Origin of the sequence: Neisseria sp. P0009.S010, assembly GCF_051958545.1 — a bacterium.
GTDB classification, from domain to species: domain Bacteria; phylum Pseudomonadota; class Gammaproteobacteria; order Burkholderiales; family Neisseriaceae; genus Neisseria; species Neisseria subflava_A.
Window position 1 is genome coordinate 286764 of the sequence record NZ_JBQCVH010000002.1, and the last position, 25513, is coordinate 312276.

Consider the following 25513-nt stretch of genomic DNA (forward strand, 5'->3'; position numbering starts at 1 on the left):
CGTCTGAATGTTCAGACGGCCTTTTTTATCACCAAAACAAGCTTAATTTCACTTGCGTTTATTTATTGGCAGCTTCTGCCATATTTTTTGCGATTTTGGTTGCGCCAACTGTCAAACCGGACATGCCGATCAAAGAAGCCGCAGCCAATTTGATTAATGTTTTCATTTTAACTCTTTTCTGTGTATTTAAGGGTGTGTTGTGTATTTTTTATTTGTCGGCATCAGCCATATTGTGGGCGATATTGGTTGCGCCGACGGTCAGGCCGGACATACCGATTAAAGAGGCTGCTGCCAGTTTAATTAAAGTTTTCATTGTTTGTCTCACTTTCTTGTCTGTCGGCCGAAAAACGGCCTAAGTTGCGTTTTCTGAAGTATTGTAATCAATTCGTTTATAATTGAATTATTTGTGTACTACCGTTTCAATATTGTAGGCGACGCCGAGTGCGGAGGCCGGTATCCCCGACATACCGATTAAAGAAGCGACGGCAAGCGTTATTAAATGTGCCATTTTAAGTAGTCCTTTTTCATAGATACAAAATGTTATTTAACAACATACACATTTTTTCGCCGGCATCTGCGCCGCCGACAGGACGAATCATACCGTGTTAATCGTTAATTAATACGACTTTTTCGTAAAGATAAAATGATAAAAATGTACATAATGAAGATTTTAGTTAATTTATATTTTGTTTTGAAAATGACACCGATGTCTTTTTCAATGACACCGATGTCTTAATTACATATACACTACAAACGTATCTTTCTGCGCCCATAAAATCCCTCCTTTTTTGTTGCAAAATTGCACTCTAAATTAAATATATTTTTAAATTCAAAATGTTACAAAATTATATTTTTTGCAAACCAAATATTCATTTAGTCAAAACCAATACCTTTGATAGCTTCTTTTAAAGAAAACACACGTTTCTAGCGCATATCCGACCATAAAATGCGCTGCAAATATATGATATAGTGAAACATTCTGCATATTGACTATTTCCAGCATGAACAACACCCTAATCCTGACCGGTGCGGCCGCATTTTTTATCGGCGCGCTGTTTGCTTGGCTGATAACACGCTACCAAACCCAAAGCCGACACTTTATTGTTTTACAAGAATTGGCCGAAAGCCGCCGCCTGCATGAGTTTGCCGAACAGGTGCAGGCTCAAACTGCGGCGGACTTGGCGCAAAGCCGCCATACCGTGCAGGAATTGCAAGACGAATTGCAGGAGACAGGCAACCGCTTTGCCGCAGCCGAAAAACAGATTGCCTATCTGCAAGATTGCGAGGCCGAAGCCGAAGCTTTAAAACACGAATGTGCAAAATGGCAGCAAAGCGCGCAAAACCTGCAAATCAACAACGAACGCCTCAACACGCAACTGATTCAAGAACAGGCATTGAGTGCGGATAAAAATACGCTTTTACAACAGCAGGAAACGGAAAAAGGCCGTCTGAAACAAGACTACGACACGCTGTTGGAGCAAAACCATGCGCTGCAAGTCCAAAACGAACGCCTCTCCACACAACTGGCGCAAGAAAAAGCCAATATCGACGACAAAAACAGCCTTTTACAGCAACAGGAAGCTGAAAAAGGCCGTCTGAAACAAGAATACGCCGCCCTTTTGGAGCAAAACCACGCGCTTCAAGTCCAAAACGAGCGCCTCAACACCCAATCGGAAAAAGACCGTCAGGCTGCCGAAGAAAAACTAACCCTGCTGGCAGATGCTCGTAAAAACCTGAGCGACCAGTTCCAAAACCTCGCCAACACTATTCTGGAAGAGAAAAGCCGCCGCTTTACCGAACAAAACCACGACCATCTCCAGCAACTACTCAATCCGCTCAACGAACGCATACACGGCTTCAGCGAGCTGGTTCAGCAGACTTATGAAAAAGAAGCCAAAGAACGCCTGACCATCGAAAACGAGCTCAAACGCCTGCAAACACTCAACACCCAGCTCCACCACGATGCCAAAGCGCTGACCACCGCGCTGACCGGCACGCAAAACAAAACCCAAGGCAACTGGGGCGAGATGATTTTGGAAAGCGTATTGGAAAATTCCGGCCTGCAAAAAGGCCGCGAATACATCGTTCAAGCTTCCAGCGTCCGCCACGAAGCAGACGGCACCCAACGCCGCCTCCAGCCCGACGTCCTCATCAATCTGCCCGACAACAAACAAATCGTCATCGACTCCAAAGTATCGCTGACCGCCTACGTCCGCTATACGCAAAGCACCGGCGCAGAAGCAGAGCGCGAGCTTGCCAACCACGTCGCCAGCATCCGCGCCCACATCAAAAGCTTGGCAGCGAAGGATTACACCGACCTTGAGGGTGTCAAAACGTTGGACTTCGTCTTTATGTTCGTCCCTGTCGAACCGGCCTACCTCCTCGCCCTGCAACACGATCCAAACCTCTTCCAAGAGTGTTTCGACAAACGCATCATGCTGACCGGCCCCAGCACCCTGCTCGCCACCCTGCGCACCGTTGCCAACATCTGGCGCAATGAGCAACAAAACCAAAACGCACTGGCCATTGCCGAGGCAGGCAGCAAACTTTATGACAAATTTGTTGGCTTTGTCGAAAGCATGGACGGCATCAACAAAGCGCTTGGTCAGGCTCAATCTCAGTTTCAGACGGCCTATGGCCGCTTGGTTTCCGGCAGGGGCAACCTCATCAGCAGCACCGAAAAACTGCGCAAATTGGGCATCAAAGCCGGTAAGCAACTGCAACGCGATTTATTAGAAAAAGCCATGTCGGAAAACGAAGACCACGCCGCTTTACCGACCGCACAAGACCAAGAAAATGACTGATAAAACTTAAGACATTGCAAATAAAGGGAATTTAACAATGAGCAACATCACCATCGTCCTTGCCGCCGATACCGGTTATGCCGAGCAGGTTCATACACTGATGAAGTCCGTCTGCACACACAACACAAATGTCAATTTCTACCTCATGCACAATACCTTCAGACGGGAATGGATCGACTATACCAACCAAAAGCTCGCGGCCAGCGGCGGCCGTCTGAATGATGTCAAAATCGAGATGGACTTCAGCCAATATCGCCGCCTACCCCATATTTCGGATGCCGCATTTTTCCGTCTGATGATGCAGCACCTTCCTGTCGACCGCGCCCTGTATCTCGACAGCGATATGGTGGTTACCCAATCCCTGCACGATTTGTTCAACCTCGATATGCACGGTTATCCCGTTGCGGCGGTACAAGACTCCTTTCTTGCCCGTACCGAATGGAATCACCCGACCGGCCTGCACACTACGCCCTATTTCAATTCCGGTATGTTGTTGGTCGACCTGGCGCAATGGCGGGAACAGAATATCGCGGCGCAACTGCTGCAAACTGCTGCCACCATTGACAAATCCGTTCCCTACGGCGACCAATGCTTTCTAAACACCGTATTTCAAAAAAATTGGCTGCAATTGGAAGAATCTTGGAATTTTCAAACAGGCGCAGTCCAATATTTCCAAAAACGAAATCTCGGCGAAATATTCCCCAAACCTGACACCGTCCCGCCCGTTATCCACTACACCACACGCGCCAAACCGTGGTTGTGCGATTACGGCAAGATTCCTTTTGAAGAAATCTATTGGCAATACTATTGCGCCGACTGGCCGGAAGCGTAGTCCCAGAAAGGGAATACCCTTCCCTTGCCTCAATTGACCTTAAAACAACCCATCATCAAAAACAAAAGGCCGTCTGAAATCGTTTCAGACGGCCTTTAAGCCATAAAAAAACAGGCAGAACATTCTGCCTGTTTTTTTGTTCAAAACTAACCATAGAGTGAGCATACCACCTTCAATCAGCGTTATCGTTATCCGATTAGATACCGCGCAACAATTCATTCACGCTGGTTTTCGCACGGGTTTGCACGTCCACGCGTTTGACGATAACTGCGCAGTAGAGGCTGTGGCTGCCGTCTTTGGAAGGCATGCTGCCGGATACGACAACCGAACCAGCCGGTACGCGGCCTTGATAGATTTCGCCGGTAGTACGGTCAAAGATTTTTGTGGATTGACCGATGAATACGCCCATAGAAATCACGCTGCCTTCTTCGACAATCACGCCCTCAACGATTTCAGAACGCGCACCAATAAAGCAGTTGTCTTCAATAATGGTAGGGCTGGCTTGCAGAGGCTCGAGGACTCCGCCGATACCGACACCGCCGCTCAAGTGCACGTTTTTACCGATTTGCGCGCAAGAACCGACAGTCGCCCAAGTATCGACCATCGCACCTTCGTCAACGTATGCGCCGATATTGACATAAGAAGGCATCAACACGACATTTTTCGCCACAAAGCTGCCACGGCGGGCAACCGCACCCGGAACTGCGCGGAAGCCTGCGCTGCGGAATTCGTCTTCAGACCAATCGGCAAATTTAGTCGGCACTTTGTCGAAGTATTTGTTCACACCGTCGTTGAGGATTTCATTGTCCTGAATGCGGAAAGACAGCAATACGGCTTTTTTCGCCCATTCGTTGACTTTCCACTCGCCCACGCCCAGACGCTCGGCAACGCGCAGTTTGCCGGAGTCGAGTTGATGAATGGTTTCCAAAACCGCTTCACGCACTTCTGGGGTAACGGTATTCGGATTGATTTCGGCACGGTTTTCAAAAGCCGTTTCAATGATGTTTTGCAAAGACATGTTGATTCCTTCAAGAGATCAGGGCCGTCTGAAATCTATTCAGGCCACCCTATTACAAATATTTAACTTGTTATTTTGCCATGTAAAAGCGATTTCGTCAGCTATTAACATGATTATCGCCGAGCGTTACACGGCTGGATTTCGGCTAAGCCAAGATTTTCAGACGGCCTGTTCAAGTGAATGGAATCGCATTTATTTTCCAACCGGTTTCCCAGCCGCAATATGCAAACTGTCGATTCTGCCGACACGCCGTGCCGATAAATCAATCTTTGCCGCCAATCTTTTGCAGAAGATTTTCAGCCACCACGCCGCATTCGATATTCCGCTTTAACGGTTTCGCGTTCAAATCCTTCAAGGCCGTCTGAAAGTCGGCAAAATCCATCAACCGCGAACTGAAACGGCGCATATGTTCGGTATCCTGCTGACAGTCTATCAGCGCAACGCCCAAATCCGCCAAAAACGGTACGGCGCGGGCAAACGCAATCTTGGACGCATCGGGAAGCAAGGCAAACATCGACTCGCCATAAAACACGCAGCCGATTTGCACGCCGTAAAACCCGCCTGCCAATTGCATTTCACCTTGCTCATCCGGTAGCCAGCATTCAAACGAATGCGCATGCCCCTGATGGTGCAGCTTCAAATAGGCCGTCTGAAACGCAGGTTCTATCCACGTTCCGTCCTGTTCCGGACGCGGTACATTGGCGCAATGGGCAATCACTTTTTCAAAACAGCGGTTGACCGTTACCCGATACGGCTTGTGACGCAAAGTTTTGGCAAGCGAACGGCCGATATGCAGGTTTTCCGGCACAATCACGGCTCGCGGCGCAACCGCATACCAGAAAAACCAACCGTCGCGGCTAAACCACGGAAAAATCCCCTGCACATACGCCGACAACAGCCGCCCCGTATCCAAATCGCCGCTGACGCCGACCAAGCCGTCGCATTCCGCCAAAGCGTAAGACGGGTCGGGGAAACGATAATCCCGTGGCGCAAGAAAAGGAATCTTCATCGTAAAGCCCATAAAGTTTCAGACGGCCTCAGGCTGAAATGCCCAAGGCCGTCTGAAAAATCAACATACAAACTGATTAACGTTTGGTTTTGGTTTGGCATTCGCCGCATACGCCGTACATATACAGCGCGTGGTCAACGATACGGTAGCCGTTTTCTTCGGCGATTTTGTCTTGCAGCGCTTCGATTTCCGGATTGTGGAATTCGGTTACTTCGCCGCATTTCACGCAGACGATGTGGTCGTGGTGATCGCCTTTGTCCAATTCATAAACCGCTTTGCCGGTTTCAAAATGGTGGCGTTGCAAAATGCCGGCCTGTTCAAACTGGGTCAGCACACGGTAAATCGTCGCCACGCCGATTTCCACACCCTCTTCCAACAGGATACGGTACACATCTTCTGCACTCAAATGCTCCTCGGCATGAGTCTCGAACAAGTCCAAAATTTTCAAACGCGGACCCGTAACTTTCAAACCGCTGTCTTTCAATTGCGCAATGTTGCTGAATTTTTCCATAATATTCAATATCCCTGTAAGGTAATAACCGTTATAATACGCACTTTCCGCCCGTTTGCCCACTATTGGGCCGTTAAAGGGCGGCAATCTGCCGCCGGTCTTGCAATTGAAAATCGGCGAAAAGAAAAATTAAGAAGATGATTATCGTTTGCTTTTTAAAAATATTCAAGCGATGATAAACATCTTTCCCGAAATGACACAGAAAGGTAAGCCCGTGAATAAAGCCTTATGCCTTGCCATCGCCGCTATTTTAGGTCTGGCCTCATGCAGTGCCGAGCGCGTATCCAACTTTCCATCCTACAAACTCAAAATCATTCAAGGTAACGAGCTCAATCCCCGCTCCGTGGTTTCCCTGCGCCAAGGTATGACCCGCGACCAAGTCCAACTGCTGCTCGGTACGCCACTCCTGCGCGATGCCTTCCATGCCGACCGCTGGGATTACACTTTCAACACCAGCCGCAACGGCATCATCAAAGAACAAAGCAACCTGACTCTGTACTTTGAAAACGACGTCCTCGCACGCGCCGAAGGCGATGCCATCCAAAAATCCATCGAAGCCGTTCAAGCCGGACAAAACATCGTTCCGACTACCGAAACCAACGCGAAATAAGGAAATCCCATGAGCGCATTGAAAATCGCCATTGCCGGCGTCAACGGCCGCATGGGCCGCGTTTTGGTTGAAGCGGTCAACAACCATCCCGATGCCGTCCTCTCCGGCGCACTCGAGCATTCTGGTTCGGAAGTATTGGGTTTGGATGCAGGCTTCGCCTCCGGCCTCAAAACCGGCGTTACCATTTCAGACGACGTGGATGCCGTACTGGCTCAAAGCGATGTCCTTATCGACTTTACCCGTCCCGAGCCAACCCTGAAACACCTGCAAAAATGCGTGGAAAAAGGCGTCAACATCATCATCGGCACGACCGGTTTTGACGATGCAGGCAAAGCCGCCATCCAAGCCGCAGGCGAAAAAATAGGCGTTGTCTTTGCAGCCAACTTCAGCGTCGGCGTCAACCTGACCTTCCATATCCTCGACACTGTTGCCCGCGTGTTAAACGAAGGCTACGACATCGAAATTATCGAAGGCCACCACCGCCACAAAGTCGATGCCCCAAGCGGTACCGCGTTGCGCATGGGTGAAGTCATTGCCGACGCCCTCGGCCGCGACCTCAAAGAATGCGCCGTTTACGGCCGCGAAGGCCACACCGGCCCGCGCGATCCATCCACCATCGGTTTTGCCACCGTCCGCGCAGGCGACATCGTCGGCGACCACACCGCCCTCTTCGCCACCGACGGCGAGCGCGTGGAAATCACCCACAAGGCCAGCAGCCGCATGACCTTTGCCGCCGGTGCCGTACGCGCCGCAGTTTGGGCAAACGGCAAAAAAGGCCTGTACGATATGCAAGACGTATTGGGTTTGAAAAACCGATAAACCCGCATCATCAGGTTTCATACCTTACAAGGCCGTCTGAAAGCACAACATCGATTTTCAGACGGCCTTATTAAAAAGAAAGCCCCACCATGTCCTATCAACAAATCACCATCAACGTCAACGATGCCGTCGCCGAACGCCTTGCCGACGCGCTGATGGAACACGGCGCATTGTCCGCCGCCATTGAAGATGCCTACGCCGGTACAGAAAACGAGCAGGCCATTTTCGGCGAGCCGGGCATGCCGACCGAACAAATCTGGCAACAAAGCAAAGTCATCGCCCTTTTCGGCGAAAGCGACGATGCCGCTTCCATTATCGAAGCCGCCGCGCAGGAATGCGGTTTGAACGATTTGAAATACACCGGCGAAATCCTTGAAGATCAAGACTGGGTACGCCTGACCCAAGCGCAATTCGACCCGATTCAAATTTCCGACCGCCTATGGATTACCCCGTCTTGGCACGAAGCGCCCGACGGCAACGCCGTCAACCTGCAACTTGACCCGGGTCTTGCCTTCGGCACAGGCAGCCATCCGACCACCCGCCTCTGCCTCAAATGGCTCGACACACAGCTCAAAGGCGGCGAAAGCGTATTGGACTACGGCTGCGGCTCAGGCATTTTGGCCATTGCCGCCCTCAAACTCGGCGCAGGCTCCGCCATCGGCGTAGATATTGACGAACAAGCCATCCGCGCCAGCAAAGACAATGCCGCGCAAAACAACGTTGACGCGCAGTTCTACCTGCCGGACGGCCTGCCGCAAGGCCAATTTGATGTCGTTGTCGCCAACATTCTGGCCAACCCGCTGCGTATGCTCGGCGAAATGCTTGCCGCGCGTACCAAACAAGGCGGCCGCATTGTCTTGTCCGGCCTTTTGGACGAACAAGTCGAAGAACTCAGCGGCATTTACAGCCAATGGTTTGACATTGAGCCTGCCGAAATCGAAGAAGGCTGGGCGCGATTGAGCGGCGTCAAACGCTAAACCTGTTTTCCGATACAAAGGCCGTCTGAAATTTAATCTTTCAGACGGCCTTTTTGTACTTAAAACGCTGAATATTCCAGCAAAATCAGGTATAATTGCCTATTATTTTGACCTTTCGGAACACATCCGCCGCGCCCGTTTGACATTTCATCGCGCGCACGGAAAAATTCCTTGAAATTCAGCAAGAAAAGACCATGACTGACCAAAAACACGAAGAATACGGCGCCGACAGCATACAAGTGCTGGAAGGCTTGGAAGCGGTACGCAAACGCCCCGGTATGTATATCGGCGACACGCAGGACGGCAGCGGCCTGCACCACATGGTGTTCGAGGTGCTCGACAACGCTATTGATGAAGCGCTCGCCGGACATTGCGACAAAATCACCGTAACCATCCATGCCGACAATTCCGTCAGCGTGGCCGACAACGGCCGCGGCATGCCGACCGGCATCCACCCGAAAGAAGGCCGCTCCGCCGCCGAAGTCATCATGACCGTCTTGCACGCAGGCGGCAAATTCGACAACAACAGCTACAAAATCTCCGGCGGTCTGCACGGCGTGGGCGTATCCGTCGTCAACGCGCTGTCCGACTGGGTAACGCTGACCATCTACCGTGACGGCAAAGAACACTTCGTCCGCTTCGTACGCGGCGAAACCGAAGAGCCGTTGAAGGTCGTCGGCGATTCCGACAAAAAAGGTACAACCGTACGCTTCCTCGCCAGCAGCGAAACCTTCGGCAATGTCGAATACAGCTTCGACACCCTTGCCAAACGTATCCGCGAACTTTCCTTCCTCAATAACGGCGTAGATATCGAGCTGATCGACGAACGCGACGGCAAACACGAAAGCTTCGCCCTCTCCGGCGGCGTGGCCGGCTTCGTACAATACATGAACCGCAAAAAAACACCGTTGCACGAAAAAATCTTCTACGCGTTCGGCGAAAAAGACGGCATGAGCGTCGAATGCGCGATGCAATGGAACGACAGCTACCAAGAAAGCGTGCAGTGTTTTACCAACAACATTCCGCAACGTGATGGCGGTACGCACTTGACCGCGCTGCGCCAAGTGATGACCCGCACCATCAACAACTATATCGAAGCCAACGAAGTAGCCAAAAAAGCCAAAGTGGAAACCGCCGGCGACGATATGCGTGAAGGCCTGACCTGCGTTTTGTCCGTCAAACTGCCCGACCCGAAATTCTCATCGCAAACCAAAGACAAACTGGTTTCCAGCGAAATCGGCCCCGTCGTCAACGAAGTCATCAACCAAGCCTTGACCGACTTCCTCGAAGAAAACCCGACCGAAGCCAAAATCATCACCAGTAAAATCGTCGATGCCGCGCGCGCGCGCGAAGCCGCCCGCAAAGCACGCGAAATTACCCGCCGCAAAGGCGTGATGGACGGTTTGGGCCTGCCGGGCAAACTTGCCGACTGCCAAGAAAAAGACCCTGCCCTGTCCGAACTCTACCTCGTCGAGGGCGACTCCGCAGGCGGTTCCGCCATGCAAGGCCGCGACCGCAAATTCCAAGCGATTTTGCCGCTCAAAGGTAAGATTTTGAACGTTGAAAAAGCACGTTTTGAAAAAATGCTGGCCAGCCAAGAAGTCGCCACGCTGATTACCGCTTTGGGAGCGGGCATCGGCAAAGAAGAATTCAATGCCGAAAAACTACGCTACCACCGCATCATCATCATGACCGATGCCGATGTGGACGGTGCGCACATCCGCACCCTGCTCCTGACCTTCTTCTACCGCCAAATGCCCGAGCTGGTCGAACGCGGCTACATCTACATCGCCCAGCCGCCTTTGTACAAAGCCAAATACGGCAAACAAGAGCGCTATCTCAAAGACGAACTGGAAAAAGACCAATGGTTGCTCGGTTTGGCCTTGGAAAAAGCCAAAATCGTTTCAGACGGCCGCACCATCGAAGGCGAAGAGCTTGCCAATACCGCCAAACAATTCCTGTTGGCCAAAACGGTTATCGAGCAAGAAAGCCGCATCATTGACGAACTCGTTCTGCACGCCATGCTGCACGCTTCGCCGGTCGACCTCAGTACAGCAGAAAGCGCAGACCGCGCCGTTGCCGAATTGAGCGGCCTCTTGGACGAAAAAGAAGTCGCGCTCGAACGTATCGAAGGCCATGAAGGACACCAATTCATCAAAATCACACGCAAGCTGCACGGCAATGTGATGGTGAGCTACCTCGAGCCTAAGTTCCTCAACAGCAAAGCCTACCAAACCCTTACCCAAACCGCCGCCGCACTCAAAGGCATGGTCGGCAAAGGGGCGAAGCTCTACAAAGGCGACAACGAATACGATATCGACAGCTTTGAAGGCGCTTTGGACATCTTAATGAGCGTTGCCCAAAAAGGCATGTCCATCCAACGATACAAAGGCTTGGGCGAGATGAACCCGGAACAACTTTGGGAAACCACGATGGATCCTACCGTCCGCCGCCTCCTGAAAGTCCGCATCGAAGACGCCATCGCCGCCGACGAAGTGTTCGTTACCCTGATGGGCGACGAAGTCGAACCGCGCCGTGCCTTCATCGAAAACAACGCCCTGCTGGCACAAAACATCGACGCCTAAGCATGAGAAGATAAAAGGCCGTCTGAAAAACGATTTTCAGACGGCCTTTTTGTTTTTGTACTTTGTTTCTTACAACTCAAATCCCAACAACTTCGCGTGTTTACTTCAATAATTTATTTTGATTCGCGTATTTTAGAGCATTCCAACTAATTCAGATTCGGGACAACCCAAATACCCCATTTGAAACGCTCCAATCCGCTTCCGATTTATTCCGCTTTCCCTAAAATCATCGCATCGCCATAGCTGAAAAAGCGGTATTCCTGTTCCACCGCATGGCGGTAAACGCTGCGGATATGCTCCATACCCGAAAACGCGCTGACAAGCATCAGCAAGGTTGATTTGGGCAGGTGGAAATTGGTAATCAATCGGTCGGCAACATTGAAGCGGTAGCCCGGCGTAATGAAAATATCGGTATCGCCGCGACCGGCTTTCAGACGGCCTGTCTCGCGTGCAGCGGATTCCAAGGCGCGCATGGAGGTTGTGCCCACTGCCCACACCTTATTGCCGCGCGCTTTGGCGGCCTCAACGGCGGCAACGGTCTCGGCCGGTACGTCAAACCACTCGCTGTGCATTTTGTGTTCTTCAATTTTATCGACGCGTACGGGTTGGAATGTGCCGGCACCGACGTGTAGGGTCACTTCTGCGGTTTCTACGCCTTTGGCTTTCAGACGGCCCAATAACTCATCGGTAAAGTGCAAACCCGCCGTCGGCGCGGCCACTGCGCCTTGATACTTGGCGTACACGGTCTGATAGCGGCTGTCGTCTTCATCATCGGCCGCGCGTTCGATATAAGGCGGCAAGGGCAGATGGCCGTTTTGCTCTAAAAGTTCGTAAACGGTTTGCTCGCCTTCAAATTTTAGGCAAAACAATTCTTCCGCGCGCTCCATCATGACGGCACGGATATCGCCTTCAAAAATCAATTCTGTACACGGTTTCGGCGACTTGGACGAACGGATATGCGCCAATGCGGTATGCGCGTCCAATACCCGCTCAATCAGGGCTTCGATTTTTCCGCCACTGGCTTTTTGGCCGAACAGGCGTGCCTTCATCACTTTGGTATTGTTAAACACCAGCACATCGCCCGGTGCGACATAATCGGGTAAATCGCCGAAATGTTTGTCTTCAATCGGCAATGTAGGCAAGGCAACCAGAAGCCTGCTACTGCCGCGCACTTCCGGAGGATGCTGAGCAATCAGTTTTTCGGGCAATTCAAAATCAAAATCGGAAATATCCATTGTCGTGCATACTTTAAAAAAACAGGCGCCATTATACGCGCAAAGTTGGTTTTCAGACGGCATGTTTTGTCGAAAAACCAATAAATTAGAATAAACGCTCTTGAAAAAATCACTTTTTAACGAAAATCAGCGTTCCTTTCTTTTTTCGCCGAAAAACGCCTTTTTTCTATCTTTTACTGGACATTTACCGACAAGTTCGGGAAAATAACCAGATTCATTTCTCAGGCTCCGCCCTGTTCCGACATTATTTAAACGCCGGATGGCAAACCTACCTTCCGACGTCTCAGGAAATCATCTAAAACCACAGCGGCGCATACCCAATATGCACTTTATGCCGCGCTAAAAAGGAAAAGCAATGGATTTGCGTAAATTAAAAAAACTGATTGATTTGGTCGAAGAATCAGGCATTGCAGAAATTGAAGTTACCGAAGGCGAAGAAAAAGTCCGCATTACGCGCACCACTGCCGCCGCAGCTCCTATTTATGCTGCTCCGGCACCTGCCGCAGCCGCTCCGGTTGCCGCCCCTGCCGCTGCTCCGGCCGCAGCCGCTCCAGCTGCCGCCCCTGCCGCTCGCGATTTGTCCAACGCGCAGAAATCGCCTATGGTCGGTACGTTCTACCGCGCCCCCGGCCCGAACGCCGCCGCTTTCGTCGAAGTAGGTAAACAAGTAAAAGCCGGCGATACTTTGTGCATCATCGAAGCCATGAAGCTGATGAACGAAATCGAAGCCGAGAAATCCGGTGTCGTTAAAGAAATTCTGGTTGAAAACGGTACTCCGGTCGAATACGGCGAGCCGCTCTTCATCATTGAATAATCCGTTTTTTCAGACGGCCTTTATCTTTAAGGCCGTCTGAAATTCCTTTTTCTGTTCATTAAGGACAAACCATGCGTCTGATTTTGGCTATTTTCTTGCCATGGCTGCAGTTTTTCACCATCGGCCGTCCGTTTGCAGGCATCATCTGTCTGATTCTGCAATGTACGCTGGTTGGCTGGATACCGGCAGCCATGTGGTCGGTTTACGCTTTGAGCCAATACAAAACCGACCAGAAAATCCGCAACGCATTAGGCGGCCGCCAATAGGCCGTCTGAACCATCCGGAAAGATTATCATGCTGAAAAAAGTATTGATCGCCAACCGGGGCGAAATCGCCCTGCGCGTCCTGCGTGCCTGCCGTGAAATGGGCATCGCCACCGTCGCCGTCCATTCCGAAGCCGACAAAGACAGCCTGCACGTCAAACTCGCCGACGAATCCGTGTGCATCGGCCCTGCCGCATCCGCACAAAGCTACCTCAACATTCCCGCCCTCATCGCAGCTGCCGAAGTCACCGAAGCCGACGGCATCCACCCGGGCTACGGCTTCCTCGCCGAAAACGCCAATTTTGCCGAACAAGTCGAACAATCCGGCTTTGTCTTCATCGGCCCTAAAGCCGACACCATCCGTCTGATGGGCGACAAAGTATCCGCTAAACACGCCATGATCGAAGCCGGCGTGCCTTGCGTTCCCGGCTCTGAAGGCGCATTGCCGGACGACGGCGAAGAAATCCTCAAAATTGCCGATAAAGTCGGTTATCCCGTCATTATCAAAGCATCCGGCGGTGGCGGCGGTCGCGGTATGCGCGTCGTCGAGAAAAAAGAAGACCTCCTCCAGTCTGTCGAAATGACCAAAGCCGAAGCAGGCGCGGCATTCGGCAACCCGATGGTTTACATGGAACGCTATCTGCAACGTCCGCGCCACGTCGAAATCCAAGTGATTGCCGACGAACACGGCAACGCCATCTACCTCGCCGAGCGCGACTGCTCCATGCAGCGCCGCCACCAAAAAGTCATCGAAGAAGCACCGGCTCCGTTCATCACTGAAGAAGAACGCGCCAAAATTGGCAAAGCCTGTGCCGACGCTTGCAAACGCATCGGCTATCGTGGCGCAGGTACGTTTGAATTCCTGTACGAAGACGGCGAATTCTTCTTTATCGAGATGAACACACGCGTTCAGGTTGAGCATCCGGTTACCGAGCTCATCACCGGCGTGGACATCGTCCAAGAGCAATTACGCATCGCATCCGGCCTGCCTTTGCAATACAAACAGGAAGACATTCAAGTCGAAGGCCACGCGTTTGAGTGCCGTATCAACGCCGAAGACCCGTACAACTTCATTCCAAGTCCGGGCCTGATTGAAAGCTGCCACCTGCCCGGCGGCTTCGGCATCCGCGTCGACAGCCATATCTACCAAGGCTACCGCATCCCTCCTTACTACGACAGCCTGATCGGCAAAATCTGCGTCGTCGGTAAAGACCGCGACCAAGCCATGGCAAAAATGCGCGTAGCCCTTGCCGAGCTGGCGATTACCGGCATCAAAACCAACACGCCGCTGCATCGCGACTTGTTCAGTGATCCAGGCTTCCAAAAAGGTGGCGTCAGCATCCACTACTTGGAACATTGGTTGGAAGAACGCAAAGCCAAACTGGATAAATAATCCTTTGTTTTGACTAAAAATAAGGCCGTCTGAAACATAAAATAAAGTTTCAGACGGCCTTTTTTCACAATTAAATTATTTATTAAAACTAATGATATTTAATAATTGATTTGTTATATCTATTCTAAATCGGTTTCATAGTTCCAATAGTTAAAACCTTTCTGTATAGTTGTTTTAATAGTTAACAGCAAAAGGAAATAAAATGTCGATACAAGAAATTTATGAGAATCAAGAAACCGGCTACGAATATGCCTTCCGGCAAATCGTTTTATAAACCACTGACCATTTTGCAAAGGAAATCATCATGACTACCTCCAAATGCCCAGTTACCCACCTGACCATGAACAACGGCGCACCTGTTGCCGACAATCAAAACAGCCTGACCGCAGGCGCGCGCGGCCCGTTGCTGGCGCAGGATTTGTGGCTGAATGAAAAACTCGCCGACTTCGTGCGCGAAGTCATCCCCGAACGCCGTATGCACGCCAAAGGTTCGGGCGCGTTCGGTACGTTCACCGTGACACACGACATCACGAAATACACCCGCGCCAAAATCTTCAGCGAAGTCGGCAAAAAAACCGAGATGTTCGCCCGTTTCACCACCGTGGCAGGCGAGCGCGGCGCAGCCGATGCGGAACGCGACATCCGCGGCTTTGCGTTGAAGTTTTATACCGAAGAAGGCAACTGGGATATGGTTGGGAACAACACGCCTGTGTTCTTCCTGCGCGACCCGCGCAAATTCCCCGACTTGAACAAGGCGGTCAAACGCGACCCGCGCACCAATATGCGCTCCGCCACGAACAACTGGGACTTCTGGACGCTGCTGCCCGAAGCCCTGCACCAAGTCACCATCGTCATGAGCGACCGCGGCATCCCCGCCAGCTACCGCCATATGCACGGCTTCGGTTCGCATACATACAGCTTCTGGAACGAAGCGGGCGAGCGTTTTTGGGTGAAATTCCATTTCCGCAGCCGGCAAGGCATTAAAAACCTGACCAACGAAGAAGCCGCAAAAATCATCGCCGACGACCGCGAAAGCCACCAGCGCGACCTGTACGAAGCCATCGAGCGCGGCGAGTTTCCGAAATGGACGATGTACATCCAAGTCATGCCTGAAGCCGATGCGGAAAAAGTGCCGTATCATCCTTTCGACCTGACCAAAGTTTGGCCGAAAAAAGACTATCCGCTGATTGAAGTGGGCGAATTCGAGTTGAACCGCAATCCCGAAAACTTCTTCGCCGATGTGGAACAATCCGCCTTCGCCCCGAGCAATCTTGTGCCCGGCATCGGCGCCAGCCCCGACAAAATGCTGCAAGCCCGTTTGTTCAATTACGCCGACGCGCAACGCTACCGTCTGGGGGTGAACTTCCGCCAAATCCCCGTCAACCGCCCGCGTTGCCCCGTCCACAGCAACCAGCGCGACGGGCAAGGCCGCGCCGACGGCAACTACGGCAGCCTGCCGCACTACGAACCCAACAGCTTCGGCCAATGGCAGCAACAGCCCGACTTCGCCGAACCGCCTCTGAAAATCAACGGCGACGCGGCGCACTGGGACTACCGCCAAGACGATGACGACTATTTCAGCCAACCGCGCGCCTTGTTCAAGCTGATGAACGACGCGCAGAAACAGGCTTTGTTCGACAATACCGCCGCAGCCATGGGCGACGCGCCCGACTTCATCAAATACCGCCACATCCGCAACTGCTACTGTTGCGATCCGGCATACGGCGAAGGCGTAGCCAAAGCCCTTGGACTGACTGTCGAAAATGCCCAAGCGGCACGAGCCAATGACCCGGCTTTAGGTCAACCTGGTTTACTGTAAGGAGGCATTATGTGGATAGAAATTGAAGAAATCTTGTTTCAAGCTGTCCGATACAGCCGTTCGGATAAAAAGTAACGGTTTAGATCATTAATCAGGCCGTCTGAAATGCAAAATAAAGTTTCAGACGGCCTTTTTTATGATGAAGTTTATTTGATTGCTTCTGATTCAATGGACTGGCTGCCCTTATTTCTCCGTAAATCATGGCATACCCCTCACCATCTCACGCTTCTTTCTGGCAAATAAAAAACCGCACGGCTGCTTGCCGTGCGGTTTTGCTTTTTGTCTGAAGGTTTCAGACGGCCTTACATCATGCCGCCCATACCACCCATGCCGCCCATGTCAGGCATAGCAGGTTTTTCTTCAGGGATTTCAGCGATCATGCAGTCTGTGGTCAGCATCAGGCCGGCGATAGATGCGGCGTGTTGCAACGCAGAACGGGTTACTTTGGCTGGGTCGAGTACGCCCATTTCGATCATGTCGCCGTATTCGCCGGAGCCTGCGTTGTAACCGTAGTTGCCTTTGCCTTCCAGCACTTTGTTCACGACCACGCTAGGTTCGCCGCCTGCGTTGGCAACGATTTGACGCAGAGGAGACTCAACGGCGCGCAAGACGATTTGTACGCCTGCGTCTTGGTCGGCATTGCCGGTGTGCAGGTTTTCCAAAGCGGCACGTGCGCGCAACAGGGCTACGCCGCCGCCTGCAACCACGCCTTCTTCAACGGCTGCGCGGGTAGCGTGCAGCGCGTCTTCCACGCGATCTTTTTTCTCTTTCATTTCCACTTCGGTAGCGGCACCGACTTTGATCACTGCCACACCGCCGGCCAATTTAGCCACGCGCTCTTGCAGTTTTTCTTTGTCGTATTCGCTGGTTGCGGTTTCAATTTGTTGGCGGATTTCAGCAACACGCGCTTCGATTTGGGCTGCGTCGCCGAAGCCGTCGATGATGGTGGTGTTTTCTTTACCGATTTCGATGCGTTTGGCTTGACCCAAGTCGTCCAAAGTCGCTTTTTCCAGAGACAGGCCGACTTCTTCGGAAATTACCACGCCGCCGGTCAGGATAGCGATGTCTTGCAACATGGCTTTGCGGCGGTCGCCGAAGCCAGGGGCTTTAACGGCAACGGTTTTCAGAATACCGCGGATGTTGTTCACCACCAAAGTCGCCAAGGCTTCGCCTTCTACGTCTTCAGCGATAATCAAGAGCGGACGGCTGGCTTTGGCCACTTGTTCCAAAACAGGCAACAAATCGCGAATGTTGCTGATTTTTTTGTCGAACAACAATACAAACGGATTGTCCAAAGCAGCGATTTGTTTTTCAGCGTCGTTAATGAAGTAAGGGGACAGATAGCCGCGGTCGAACTGCATACCTTCAACCACGTCCAGCTCGTTTTCCAAAGATTTGCCGTCTTCAACGGTAATCACGCCTTCTTTGCCGACTTTTTCCATCGCTTCGGCGATAATCGCGCCGACTTGTTCGTCAGAGTTGGCGGAAATAGAGCCGACTTGGGCAATTTCTTTAGAAGTATCGCAAGGTTTGGCGATGTTTTTCAGCTCGTCAACCAAAGCGGCAACGGCTTTATCGATACCGCGTTTCAGGTCGGTCGGGTTCATGCCGGCGGTCACGTATTTCATGCCTTCGGCAACGATGGATTGCGCCAATACGGTTGCAGTAGTGGTACCGTCGCCTGCTACGTCGTTGGTTTTAGACGCCACTTCTTTCACCATTTGCGCGCCCATGTTTTCGAATTTGTCTTTCAATTCGATTTCTTTTGCAACAGACACACCGTCTTTAGTGATGTGCGGGCCGCCGAAAGCGCGGTCAAGTACCACGTTGCGGCCTTTAGGGCCCAAAGTTACGCGTACGGCGTTTGCCAATACATTGACGCCGTTTACCATTTTTTGGCGAACTTCATTGCCGAATTGTACGTCTTTTGCTGCCATTTAAATTCTCCAAATCAATATTAAAAATCTGTTCGAGGCCGTCTGAAAACTTCATGTTTGATTCAGACGGCCTTTGGTTCTGAAACTTAATTCAATAATTATTCAACGATACCGAAGATGTCTTCTTCACGCATTACCAACAGCTCTTCGCCGTCGGCTTTTACAGTTTGGCCGCTGTATTTGCCGAAGATCACTTTGTCGCCGACTTTGACATCCAGCGGACGGCGCTCACCGTCTTTACCGATTTTGCCCGCACCCACGGCGATTACTTCGCCCATGTCGGGTTTTTCAGCAGCCGCACCCGGCAAAACGATGCCGGAGGCGGTTTTTTCTTCAGCTTCTAAGCGTTTGACGACTACGCGGTCGTGTAAAGGGCGGATGGTCATGTCTTAATGCTCCGATAAATAAATAGATTGAAAACAATTGTCTGTCGGACATGACAGACACGGTTTGCTTGAAAATAGCGGCACACTTAGTAGAAAGCCTGCCGTAATGGCGGGTAGATTTGGGTTGTTTGCGACAAATTCAAGGGAAAAAGTAAAAATTTCTATGTAGTCTTTCCAAATATTTTCATACGCAAAAATGCCCGATCACTTATTTTTCAGACGGCCTGACATACAAACTGCAAAATTCGTTTAAAAACAACACAATTTCTTTACAAATGCAACACAACTCTTTACAACTATTTCTTTTTAATGCATTATTATAAATGATGATTATTCTTAATTGCATATTTTAAAGATAATTTCTCTTTATTTGCTTTTATTTTTTATTACTGTCATTTTATTAAGGACATTTCTCAATGAATACGCCCCTGTTTCGACTGAGCCTGCTGTCACTGACACTGGCGGCCGGTTTTGCACACGCAGAAAATGAAGCCAAAGACAATGTTGTGCTTGATACCGTTACCGTTAAAGGTGACCGCCAAGGCAGCAAAATCAAAACCAATATCGTCACCCTTCGTCAAAAAGACGAAAGCACATCAACCGATTTGCGCGAATTATTAAAAGAAGAACCTGCCATCGATTTCGGCGGCGGTAACGGCACATCCCAACACATGACCTTGCGCGGCATGGGTCAGAACTCTGTCGACATCAAGGTGGACAACGCCTATTCCGACAGCCAAATACTGTATCACCAAGGCCGTTTCATCATCGACCCTGCGCTGGTCAAAATCGTCTCCGTACAGAAAGGCGCGGGCTCGGCATCTGCCGGTATTGGTGCGACCAACGGCGCGATTATTACTAAAACAGTCGATGCCGAAGACTTGCTAAAAGGTTTGGACAAAAACTGGGGCGTGCGCCTCAGCAGCGGCTATGCCAGCAATGACGGCGTAAACTACGGCGCCAGCGTGTTCGGAAAAGCCGGCAACTTCGACGGCTTATTCTCTTACAACCGCAACGATGAAAAAGATTACGAAGCAGGTAAAGGCTACAAAAGTCCCAACGGCGGCAAAACCGTACCTTACAGCGCACTGGACAAACGCAGCTACCTGGCCAAAATCGGAACAACCTTCGGCGACGGCGACCACCGCATCGTGTTGAGCCACATGAAAGACCAGCACCGGGGCATCCGTACTGTGCGTGAAGAGTTTACAATCTTCGAGTCCAACCCTGCAAAAGACAGGCAGAAACCCTCATACCGTGAAACTACCCAATCCAACACCAACTTGGAGTACACGGGTAAAAACCTGGGCTTTGTCGAAAAACTGAACGCCAACGCCTATGTGTTGGAAAACGAACGCTATTCCGCCGATGACAGCGGCAGCGGTTACGCAGGCAATGTGGCAGGTCCGACCACAACCAAAATCACCACCAAAGGTGCAAATATCAACTTCGACAGCCGCCTTGCCGAAAAAACCCTGTTGAAATACGGTGTCAACTACCGCCATCAGGAAATCAAACCTCATACCTTCCTGAATTCGCAATACACCAGCACCAATGCCGCCCTGCAAAGTCTGGTACGCGGATACAGCCTGACCAACCCGACCAAAACCGATTACGGCGTGTATGTCGAAGCCATCCAAGATATCGGCGATGTTACCCTGACCGGCGGTCTGCGTTACGACCATTTCGATATCAAAACCCATGACGGCAAATCGGTTTCAGACGGCAAAGTCAACCCGAGTCTGGGCGTAATTTACCAACCTGTCGAAAACTTGAGCTTCAGCGTAAGCCACAACTACGCCAGCCGCAGCCCGCGCCTGTATGACGCGCTGCAAACCCACGGCAAACGCGGCATCATCTCGATTGCCGACGGCACTAAAGCTGAACGCGCGCGCAATACCGAAATCGGCTTCAACTACAACGACGGCACGTTTGCCGCAAACGGCAGCTACTTCTGGCAGACCATCAAAGACGCGCTTGCCAATCCGCAAAACCGCCACGACTCTGTCGCCATCCGTGAAGCCGTCAACGCCGGCTACGTCAAAAACCACGGTTACGAATTAGGCGCGTCCTACCGTACAGGCGGCCTGACTGCCAAAGTCGGCGTAAGCCACAGCAAACCGCGTTTTTACGATACGCACAAAGATAAATTGTTAAGCGCGAACCCCGAGTTTGGCGCACAAACCGGCCGCACTTGGACGGCCTCCCTTGCCTACCGCTTCCAAAATCCGAATCTGGAAATCGGCTGGCGCGGACGCTATGTTCAAAAAGCCGTGGGTTCGATATTGGTGGCAGGTCAAAAAGGTCGCGACGGCAAACTGGAAAACGTTGTACGCCAAGGTTTCGGTGTGAACGATGTCTTCGCCAACTGGAAACCGCTGGGCAAAGACACGCTCAATGTCAATCTTTCAGTCAACAACGTGTTTAACAAGTTCTACTATCCGCACAGCCAACGCTGGACCAATACCCTACCAGGTACCGGACGTGATGTACGCTTGGGCGTGAACTACCGCTTCTAAGCAATCAGCTTGAAAAAGCCGTCTGAAAACAAAAGTTTTCAGACGGCATCTAGCTTTATAATCCGATACAAGTTATCATTTCGATTTACTTTATTTCCGACTACGGAGAAACTCTATGTTACGTTTGACCGCTTTAGCCGTATGCTGCACCCTCGCTTTGGGTGCGTGTTCACCAAAAGATTCTGCTTCCAATCAGGCGCAAACTGCTTCCGCTTCTGCCGCACAAACCGAAGGTGCAAGCCTGACCATTAAAACGGCTCGCGGCGATGCGAAAGTGCCGCAAAATCCAGAGCGTATCGCCGTTTACGATTTGGGCATGCTCGATACTTTAAACAAACTGGGCGTGAAAACCGGTTTGTCCGTCGACAAAAACCGCCTGCCCTACTTGGACGAATATTTCAAAACCACGAAACCTGCCGGCACGCAGTTTGAGCCTGACTACGAAGCACTCAACGCTTACAAACCGCAGCTCATCATCATCGGCAGCCGTGCAGCCAAAGCGTTTGACAAGTTGAACGAGATCGCACCGACCATCGAGATGACCGCCGAAACCGCCAATCTGAAAGAAAGCTCAAAAGAGCGCATCGACGCACTGGGTCAAATCTTCGGCAAACAGGCCGAAGCGGACAAGCTGAAAGCGGAAATCGATGCTTCGTTTGAAGCGGCGAAAACTGCTGCGCAAGGCAAAGGCAAGGGTTTGGTGGTATTGGTCAACGGCGGTAAGATGTCGGCTTTCGGCCCTTCCTCACGTTTGGGCGGTTGGTTGCATAAAGACATCGGCGTTCCCGCTGTTGATGAATCGATTAAAGAAGGCAGCCACGGCCAGCCTATCAGCTTTGAATACCTGAAAGAGAAAAACCCTGATTGGCTGTTTGTTTTGGACCGCAGCGCGGCCATCGGCGAAGAAGGTCAGGCTGCGAAAGATGTGTTGAACAATCCACTGGTTGCCGAAACAACCGCTTGGAAAAAAGGACAGGTGGTTTACCTTGTTCCTGAAACTTATTTGGCAGCCGGCGGCGCGCAAGAATTGCTGAATGCTTCCAAACAGGTAAGCGATGCGTTTAATGCAGCCAAATAATTCGGTGCGGGCATAGCCGCCCGCTTCTTTCAGACGGCCTGAAAGGTTTGATGATGCACAGGATCAAGCTGCTTGACCTGAAGTCATTGGATTTGGGCCGTCTGAAAATACATGGTGCAAATGGACAATTTTTGCCTGTTTGCATCTGTTTTTATGATGGGCAAACCTGCCTTTTTTGCCAAATACCTTAACCCTTCTTTCAGACGGCCTTATTTTTTCCGAACCATTTTATGTTTCACAAACCTTCATTTTTAAATGCGGTCAACGGTGTGGCGCTGCTGATATTGTTTGCCGTCAGCCTGTCGGTCGGCGTGGCCGAATTCAAATGGTCCGCCCTGTTTTCGCTATCCGACAGTCAACAGGTCATGTTCATCAGCCGCCTGCCGCGCACGTTTGCGATTGTGCTGACGGGTGCGTCGATGTCGGTGGCCGGTATGATTATGCAGATTTTGATGCGCAACCGTTTTGTCGAACCGTCGATGGTGGGCGCAAGCCAAAGCGCGGCTTTGGGTTTGCTGTTGATGACCCTGCTGCTTCCGGCCGCGCCGCTGCTGGCAAAAATGTCGGTTGCCGCCGTTGCCGCGCTGATCGGGATGTTGGTCTTTATGCTGCTGATCCGCCGCCTGCCGCCGACCGCGCAACTGATGGTGCCTTTAGTCGGGATTATTTTCGGCGGTGTGATTGAAGCGGTGGCCACCTTTATCGCGTATGAAAACGAAATGTTGCAAATGCTCGGCGTGTGGCAACAGGGCGATTTTTCCGGCGTATTGCTCGGGCGGTATGAATTGTTGTGGGCAACGGGGATTTTGGCTTTGTTTGCCTATTTGATTGCTGACCAGCTGACAATTTTGGGTTTGGGCGAAACGGTGAGCGTGAACTTGGGGCTGAACCGGACGGCGATTCTGTGGTCGGGGCTGATTATTGTGGCGCTGATTACGTCTTTGGTGGTCGTGACAGTCGGCAATATTCCGTTTATCGGCTTGGTCGTGCCGAACATCATCAGCCGCCTGATGGGCGACAAACTGCGTCAAAGCCTGCCTGCGGTGGCCTTGCTGGGCGCGTCTTTGGTGTTGCTGTGCGATATTGTCGGACGCGTGATTGTGTTTCCGTTTGAAATTCCGGTCTCTACGGTTTTTGGTGTGATGGGGACGGCTTTGTTTTTGTGGCTTTTATTAAGGAAACCTGCTCATGCCGTCTGAAAAAAATATCGGTTTTATGGCAGGAAGCAGCCGTCCGTTGTGGGTGGCCTTTGCGCTGTTGCTGGTTTCCTGTGTTCTGTTTATGACGCTCAACGTCAAAGGCGATTGGGACTTTGTCTTGCACCTGCGCCTGACCAAGCTTGCCGCGCTGCTGATGGTCGCCTATGCGGTCGGCGTGTCCACTCAACTCTTCCAAACGCTGACCAACAACCCGATTCTGACCCCTTCGATTTTGGGTTTCGATTCGCTGTATGTGTTTTTGCAGACCTTGCTGGTGTTTACGCTCGGCGGCGTGGGCTATGCTTCCCTGCCGTTGACGGGAAAATTCGGCTTTGAACTGGTCGTCATGATGGGCGGCTCGCTGCTGCTGTTCTACACGCTTATCAAACAGGGCGGACGCGATTTGTCGCGCATGATTTTAATCGGCGTGATTTTCGGGATTTTGTTCCGCAGCCTGTCATCGCTGCTTTCGCGCATGATTGATCCCGAAGAATTTACCGCCGCGCAGGCGAATATGTTTGCCACCTTCAATACTGTCCATTCAGAATTGTTGGGCATCGGCGCAATCGTGTTGCTCATCAGCGCCGCCGTGATCTGGCGCGAACGCCATCGCCTCGATGTTTACCTACTCGGCCGCAATCAAGCCGTCAATTTGGGCATCAACTACACGCGCAACACCTTATGGCTGCTGTTGTGGATCGCCGCGCTGGTTGCGACCGCCACTGCCGTTGTCGGCCCAGTGAGCTTTTTCGGCCTGCTGGTTGCCGCGCTGGCCAACCATTTTTCCCCGTCGGTAAAACATTCCGTCCGCCTGCCCATGACTTTTTGTGTCGGCGGCATCCTGTTGGTCGGCGGGCAAACCATCTTCGAACACTTCCTCGGCATGCAGGCTGTATTGAGCGTGGTCGTCGAATTTGCAGGCGGATTGGTATTTTTATATTTGGTGTTGAAAAAGAAATAAATTAAACGTGCCCAACCGCTCGCAAAAATAAACTCAGGCCGTCTGAAACCTTCAGACGGCCTAAGCAAACCCATAAAGGACAACCCTCATGACACAAGAACGCCTCCCTTCATTCTTCGATAATGCCCCGACCATTACCGTCCAAGACGCATTGGCCGACTTCCTCGGCGCAGCCGAAAACGGCACCCTCACTTACCGCTACGCCGATGCCGTGCGCCTGTGCGGCCACTCCTGCCCGACTGTCGCCGGTGCCTACCTGATGGTGGTCAAAGGCCTGAAAGCCCTTTACGGCGTAGAGCTGCCGCAACGCGGCGACATCGAAGCCTTTATGCAGGGCGAGCGTGACGAAGGCACGACCGGCGTGACCGCTTCCGTCGTCCAACTCCTTACCGGTGCGGCACCTGAAACCGGCTTTGGCGGCGTAGGCCCAGCCGGGCGCTTTGCCCGCCGCCACCTCTTGTCCTTTGGTGCAGGCGAAATCAACGGCACACTCGCGCTCCGCCGCCGCGATACCGGCAAAACCGTTGCCGTCAGCCTCAACGCCGCGCTCCAACCCTTTGCGCCGCAAATGCGCGACATCATGCCCAAAGCCGTCAGTGGCAGCGCAAGTGCCGACGAACTCAAACAATTCGGCGAGCTTTGGCAAGAACGCGTTCGCGCCTTCCTGATTGACCAAGCCGACAATCCCGAATTTGTCACCGTCAGTGAAATCTAAAAACACCATACAGGAATAAAATTCAGACG

General features: G+C 51.7%; 21 protein-coding genes. 15 read left to right on the forward strand and 6 right to left on the reverse strand.

Translation table 11 applies throughout. From position 1 onward, the window contains the following. Window positions 1-1001 precede the first annotated feature (1001 nt). A complete protein-coding gene (rmuC, locus tag ACTHSN_RS03135) occupies window positions 1002-2804 on the forward strand; it encodes a DNA recombination protein RmuC (protein ID WP_107810427.1) in 1803 nt (600 codons plus the stop codon). 37 nt (window positions 2805-2841) lie between these two features. Then, complete coding sequence (locus ACTHSN_RS03140; protein WP_107810426.1) at window positions 2842-3636, forward strand: glycosyltransferase family 8 protein; 795 nt, start codon at window positions 2842-2844, stop codon at window positions 3634-3636. A 196-nt stretch (window positions 3637-3832) separates the two neighbouring features. Here ACTHSN_RS03140 and dapD read toward each other — a convergent pair whose 3' ends face one another. The 3 genes from dapD to fur form a co-directional block, all read right to left on the reverse strand. Further along, window positions 3833-4654, reverse strand: coding sequence for a 2,3,4,5-tetrahydropyridine-2,6-dicarboxylate N-succinyltransferase (dapD, locus tag ACTHSN_RS03145; RefSeq protein WP_440365067.1), 822 nt, complete (start codon window positions 4652-4654; stop codon window positions 3833-3835). Between the two features lie 262 nt (window positions 4655-4916). After that, on the reverse strand, window positions 4917-5663 hold the full coding sequence (gene aat / locus ACTHSN_RS03150; protein ID WP_070587610.1) for a leucyl/phenylalanyl-tRNA--protein transferase: 747 nt from the start codon (window positions 5661-5663) through the stop codon (window positions 4917-4919). Between the two features lie 76 nt (window positions 5664-5739). After that, complete coding sequence (gene fur, locus ACTHSN_RS03155; RefSeq protein WP_003682812.1) at window positions 5740-6237, reverse strand: ferric iron uptake transcriptional regulator; 498 nt, start codon at window positions 6235-6237, stop codon at window positions 5740-5742. Between the two features lie 151 nt (window positions 6238-6388). Here fur and ACTHSN_RS03160 point away from each other — a divergent pair, with 151 nt between their 5' ends. The 4 genes from ACTHSN_RS03160 (at window position 6389) to gyrB (ending at window position 11165) form a co-directional block, all read left to right on the forward strand. Then, entirely contained in the window at window positions 6389-6784 is a 396-nt protein-coding gene (locus ACTHSN_RS03160) for an outer membrane protein assembly factor BamE (RefSeq protein WP_070587613.1), read from the forward strand. Between the two features lie 9 nt (window positions 6785-6793). Next, entirely contained in the window at window positions 6794-7603 is an 810-nt protein-coding gene (gene dapB / locus ACTHSN_RS03165) for a 4-hydroxy-tetrahydrodipicolinate reductase (protein WP_070587563.1), read from the forward strand. Between the two features lie 89 nt (window positions 7604-7692). Beyond that, on the forward strand, window positions 7693-8580 hold the full coding sequence (prmA, locus tag ACTHSN_RS03170) for a 50S ribosomal protein L11 methyltransferase (RefSeq protein ID WP_004520996.1): 888 nt from the start codon (window positions 7693-7695) through the stop codon (window positions 8578-8580). Window positions 8581-8774: 194 nt separating this feature from the next. Next, a complete protein-coding gene (gene gyrB / locus ACTHSN_RS03175) occupies window positions 8775-11165 on the forward strand; it encodes a DNA topoisomerase (ATP-hydrolyzing) subunit B (protein ID WP_440365068.1) in 2391 nt (796 codons plus the stop codon). A gap of 206 nt (window positions 11166-11371) precedes the next feature. Here gyrB and queA read toward each other — a convergent pair whose 3' ends face one another. Next, the gene (gene queA / locus ACTHSN_RS03180) at window positions 11372-12400 is read right to left on the reverse strand and encodes a tRNA preQ1(34) S-adenosylmethionine ribosyltransferase-isomerase QueA (protein WP_070460537.1); all 1029 of its coding nucleotides are present in this window, start codon (window positions 12398-12400) and stop codon (window positions 11372-11374) included. A 355-nt stretch (window positions 12401-12755) separates the two neighbouring features. Here queA and accB point away from each other — a divergent pair, with 355 nt between their 5' ends. The 4 genes from accB to katA all read left to right on the forward strand — a co-directional run bounded on the left by accB (window position 12756) and on the right by katA (window position 16689). Next, entirely contained in the window at window positions 12756-13214 is a 459-nt protein-coding gene (gene accB / locus ACTHSN_RS03185; RefSeq protein WP_049350800.1) for an acetyl-CoA carboxylase biotin carboxyl carrier protein, read from the forward strand. Window positions 13215-13285: 71 nt separating this feature from the next. Beyond that, on the forward strand, window positions 13286-13480 hold the full coding sequence (locus ACTHSN_RS03190; RefSeq protein ID WP_039862547.1) for a YqaE/Pmp3 family membrane protein: 195 nt from the start codon (window positions 13286-13288) through the stop codon (window positions 13478-13480). Between the two features lie 28 nt (window positions 13481-13508). After that, the gene (accC, locus tag ACTHSN_RS03195) at window positions 13509-14870 is read left to right on the forward strand and encodes an acetyl-CoA carboxylase biotin carboxylase subunit (RefSeq protein ID WP_070460540.1); all 1362 of its coding nucleotides are present in this window, start codon (window positions 13509-13511) and stop codon (window positions 14868-14870) included. Between the two features lie 304 nt (window positions 14871-15174). After that, window positions 15175-16689 carry a catalase KatA gene (katA, locus tag ACTHSN_RS03200; RefSeq protein WP_070607277.1) on the forward strand — a complete coding sequence of 505 codons (1515 nt, stop codon included), beginning with the start codon at window positions 15175-15177 and terminating at the stop codon, window positions 16687-16689. A gap of 302 nt (window positions 16690-16991) precedes the next feature. Here the strand turns inward: katA and groL are convergent, their stop codons facing one another. Continuing rightward, window positions 16992-18626: a chaperonin GroEL gene (gene groL, locus ACTHSN_RS03205; RefSeq protein ID WP_049322649.1), complete on the reverse strand. Its 1635-nt coding sequence runs from the start codon at window positions 18624-18626 to the stop codon at window positions 16992-16994. Window positions 18627-18724: 98 nt separating this feature from the next. Beyond that, window positions 18725-19012, reverse strand: coding sequence for a co-chaperone GroES (gene groES / locus ACTHSN_RS03210; protein WP_003684150.1), 288 nt, complete (start codon window positions 19010-19012; stop codon window positions 18725-18727). A gap of 416 nt (window positions 19013-19428) precedes the next feature. Here groES and ACTHSN_RS03215 point away from each other — a divergent pair, with 416 nt between their 5' ends. The 5 genes from ACTHSN_RS03215 to ACTHSN_RS03235 all read left to right on the forward strand — a co-directional run bounded on the left by ACTHSN_RS03215 (window position 19429) and on the right by ACTHSN_RS03235 (window position 25484). Then, on the forward strand, window positions 19429-21531 hold the full coding sequence (locus ACTHSN_RS03215) for a TonB-dependent siderophore receptor (RefSeq protein ID WP_070460546.1): 2103 nt from the start codon (window positions 19429-19431) through the stop codon (window positions 21529-21531). A gap of 115 nt (window positions 21532-21646) precedes the next feature. After that, window positions 21647-22609: a siderophore ABC transporter substrate-binding protein gene (locus ACTHSN_RS03220; RefSeq protein WP_070460548.1), complete on the forward strand. Its 963-nt coding sequence runs from the start codon at window positions 21647-21649 to the stop codon at window positions 22607-22609. Window positions 22610-22839: 230 nt separating this feature from the next. Beyond that, entirely contained in the window at window positions 22840-23808 is a 969-nt protein-coding gene (locus ACTHSN_RS03225) for an ABC transporter permease (protein WP_070460550.1), read from the forward strand. Then, on the forward strand, window positions 23798-24769 hold the full coding sequence (locus ACTHSN_RS03230) for an iron chelate uptake ABC transporter family permease subunit (RefSeq protein ID WP_070460552.1): 972 nt from the start codon (window positions 23798-23800) through the stop codon (window positions 24767-24769). Before ACTHSN_RS03225 ends, ACTHSN_RS03230 begins: the two co-directional genes overlap by 11 nt. An 88-nt stretch (window positions 24770-24857) precedes the next feature. Then, window positions 24858-25484, forward strand: coding sequence for an FmdE family protein (locus ACTHSN_RS03235; RefSeq protein WP_070460554.1), 627 nt, complete (start codon window positions 24858-24860; stop codon window positions 25482-25484). The last annotated feature ends 29 nt before the right edge of the window (window positions 25485-25513 follow it).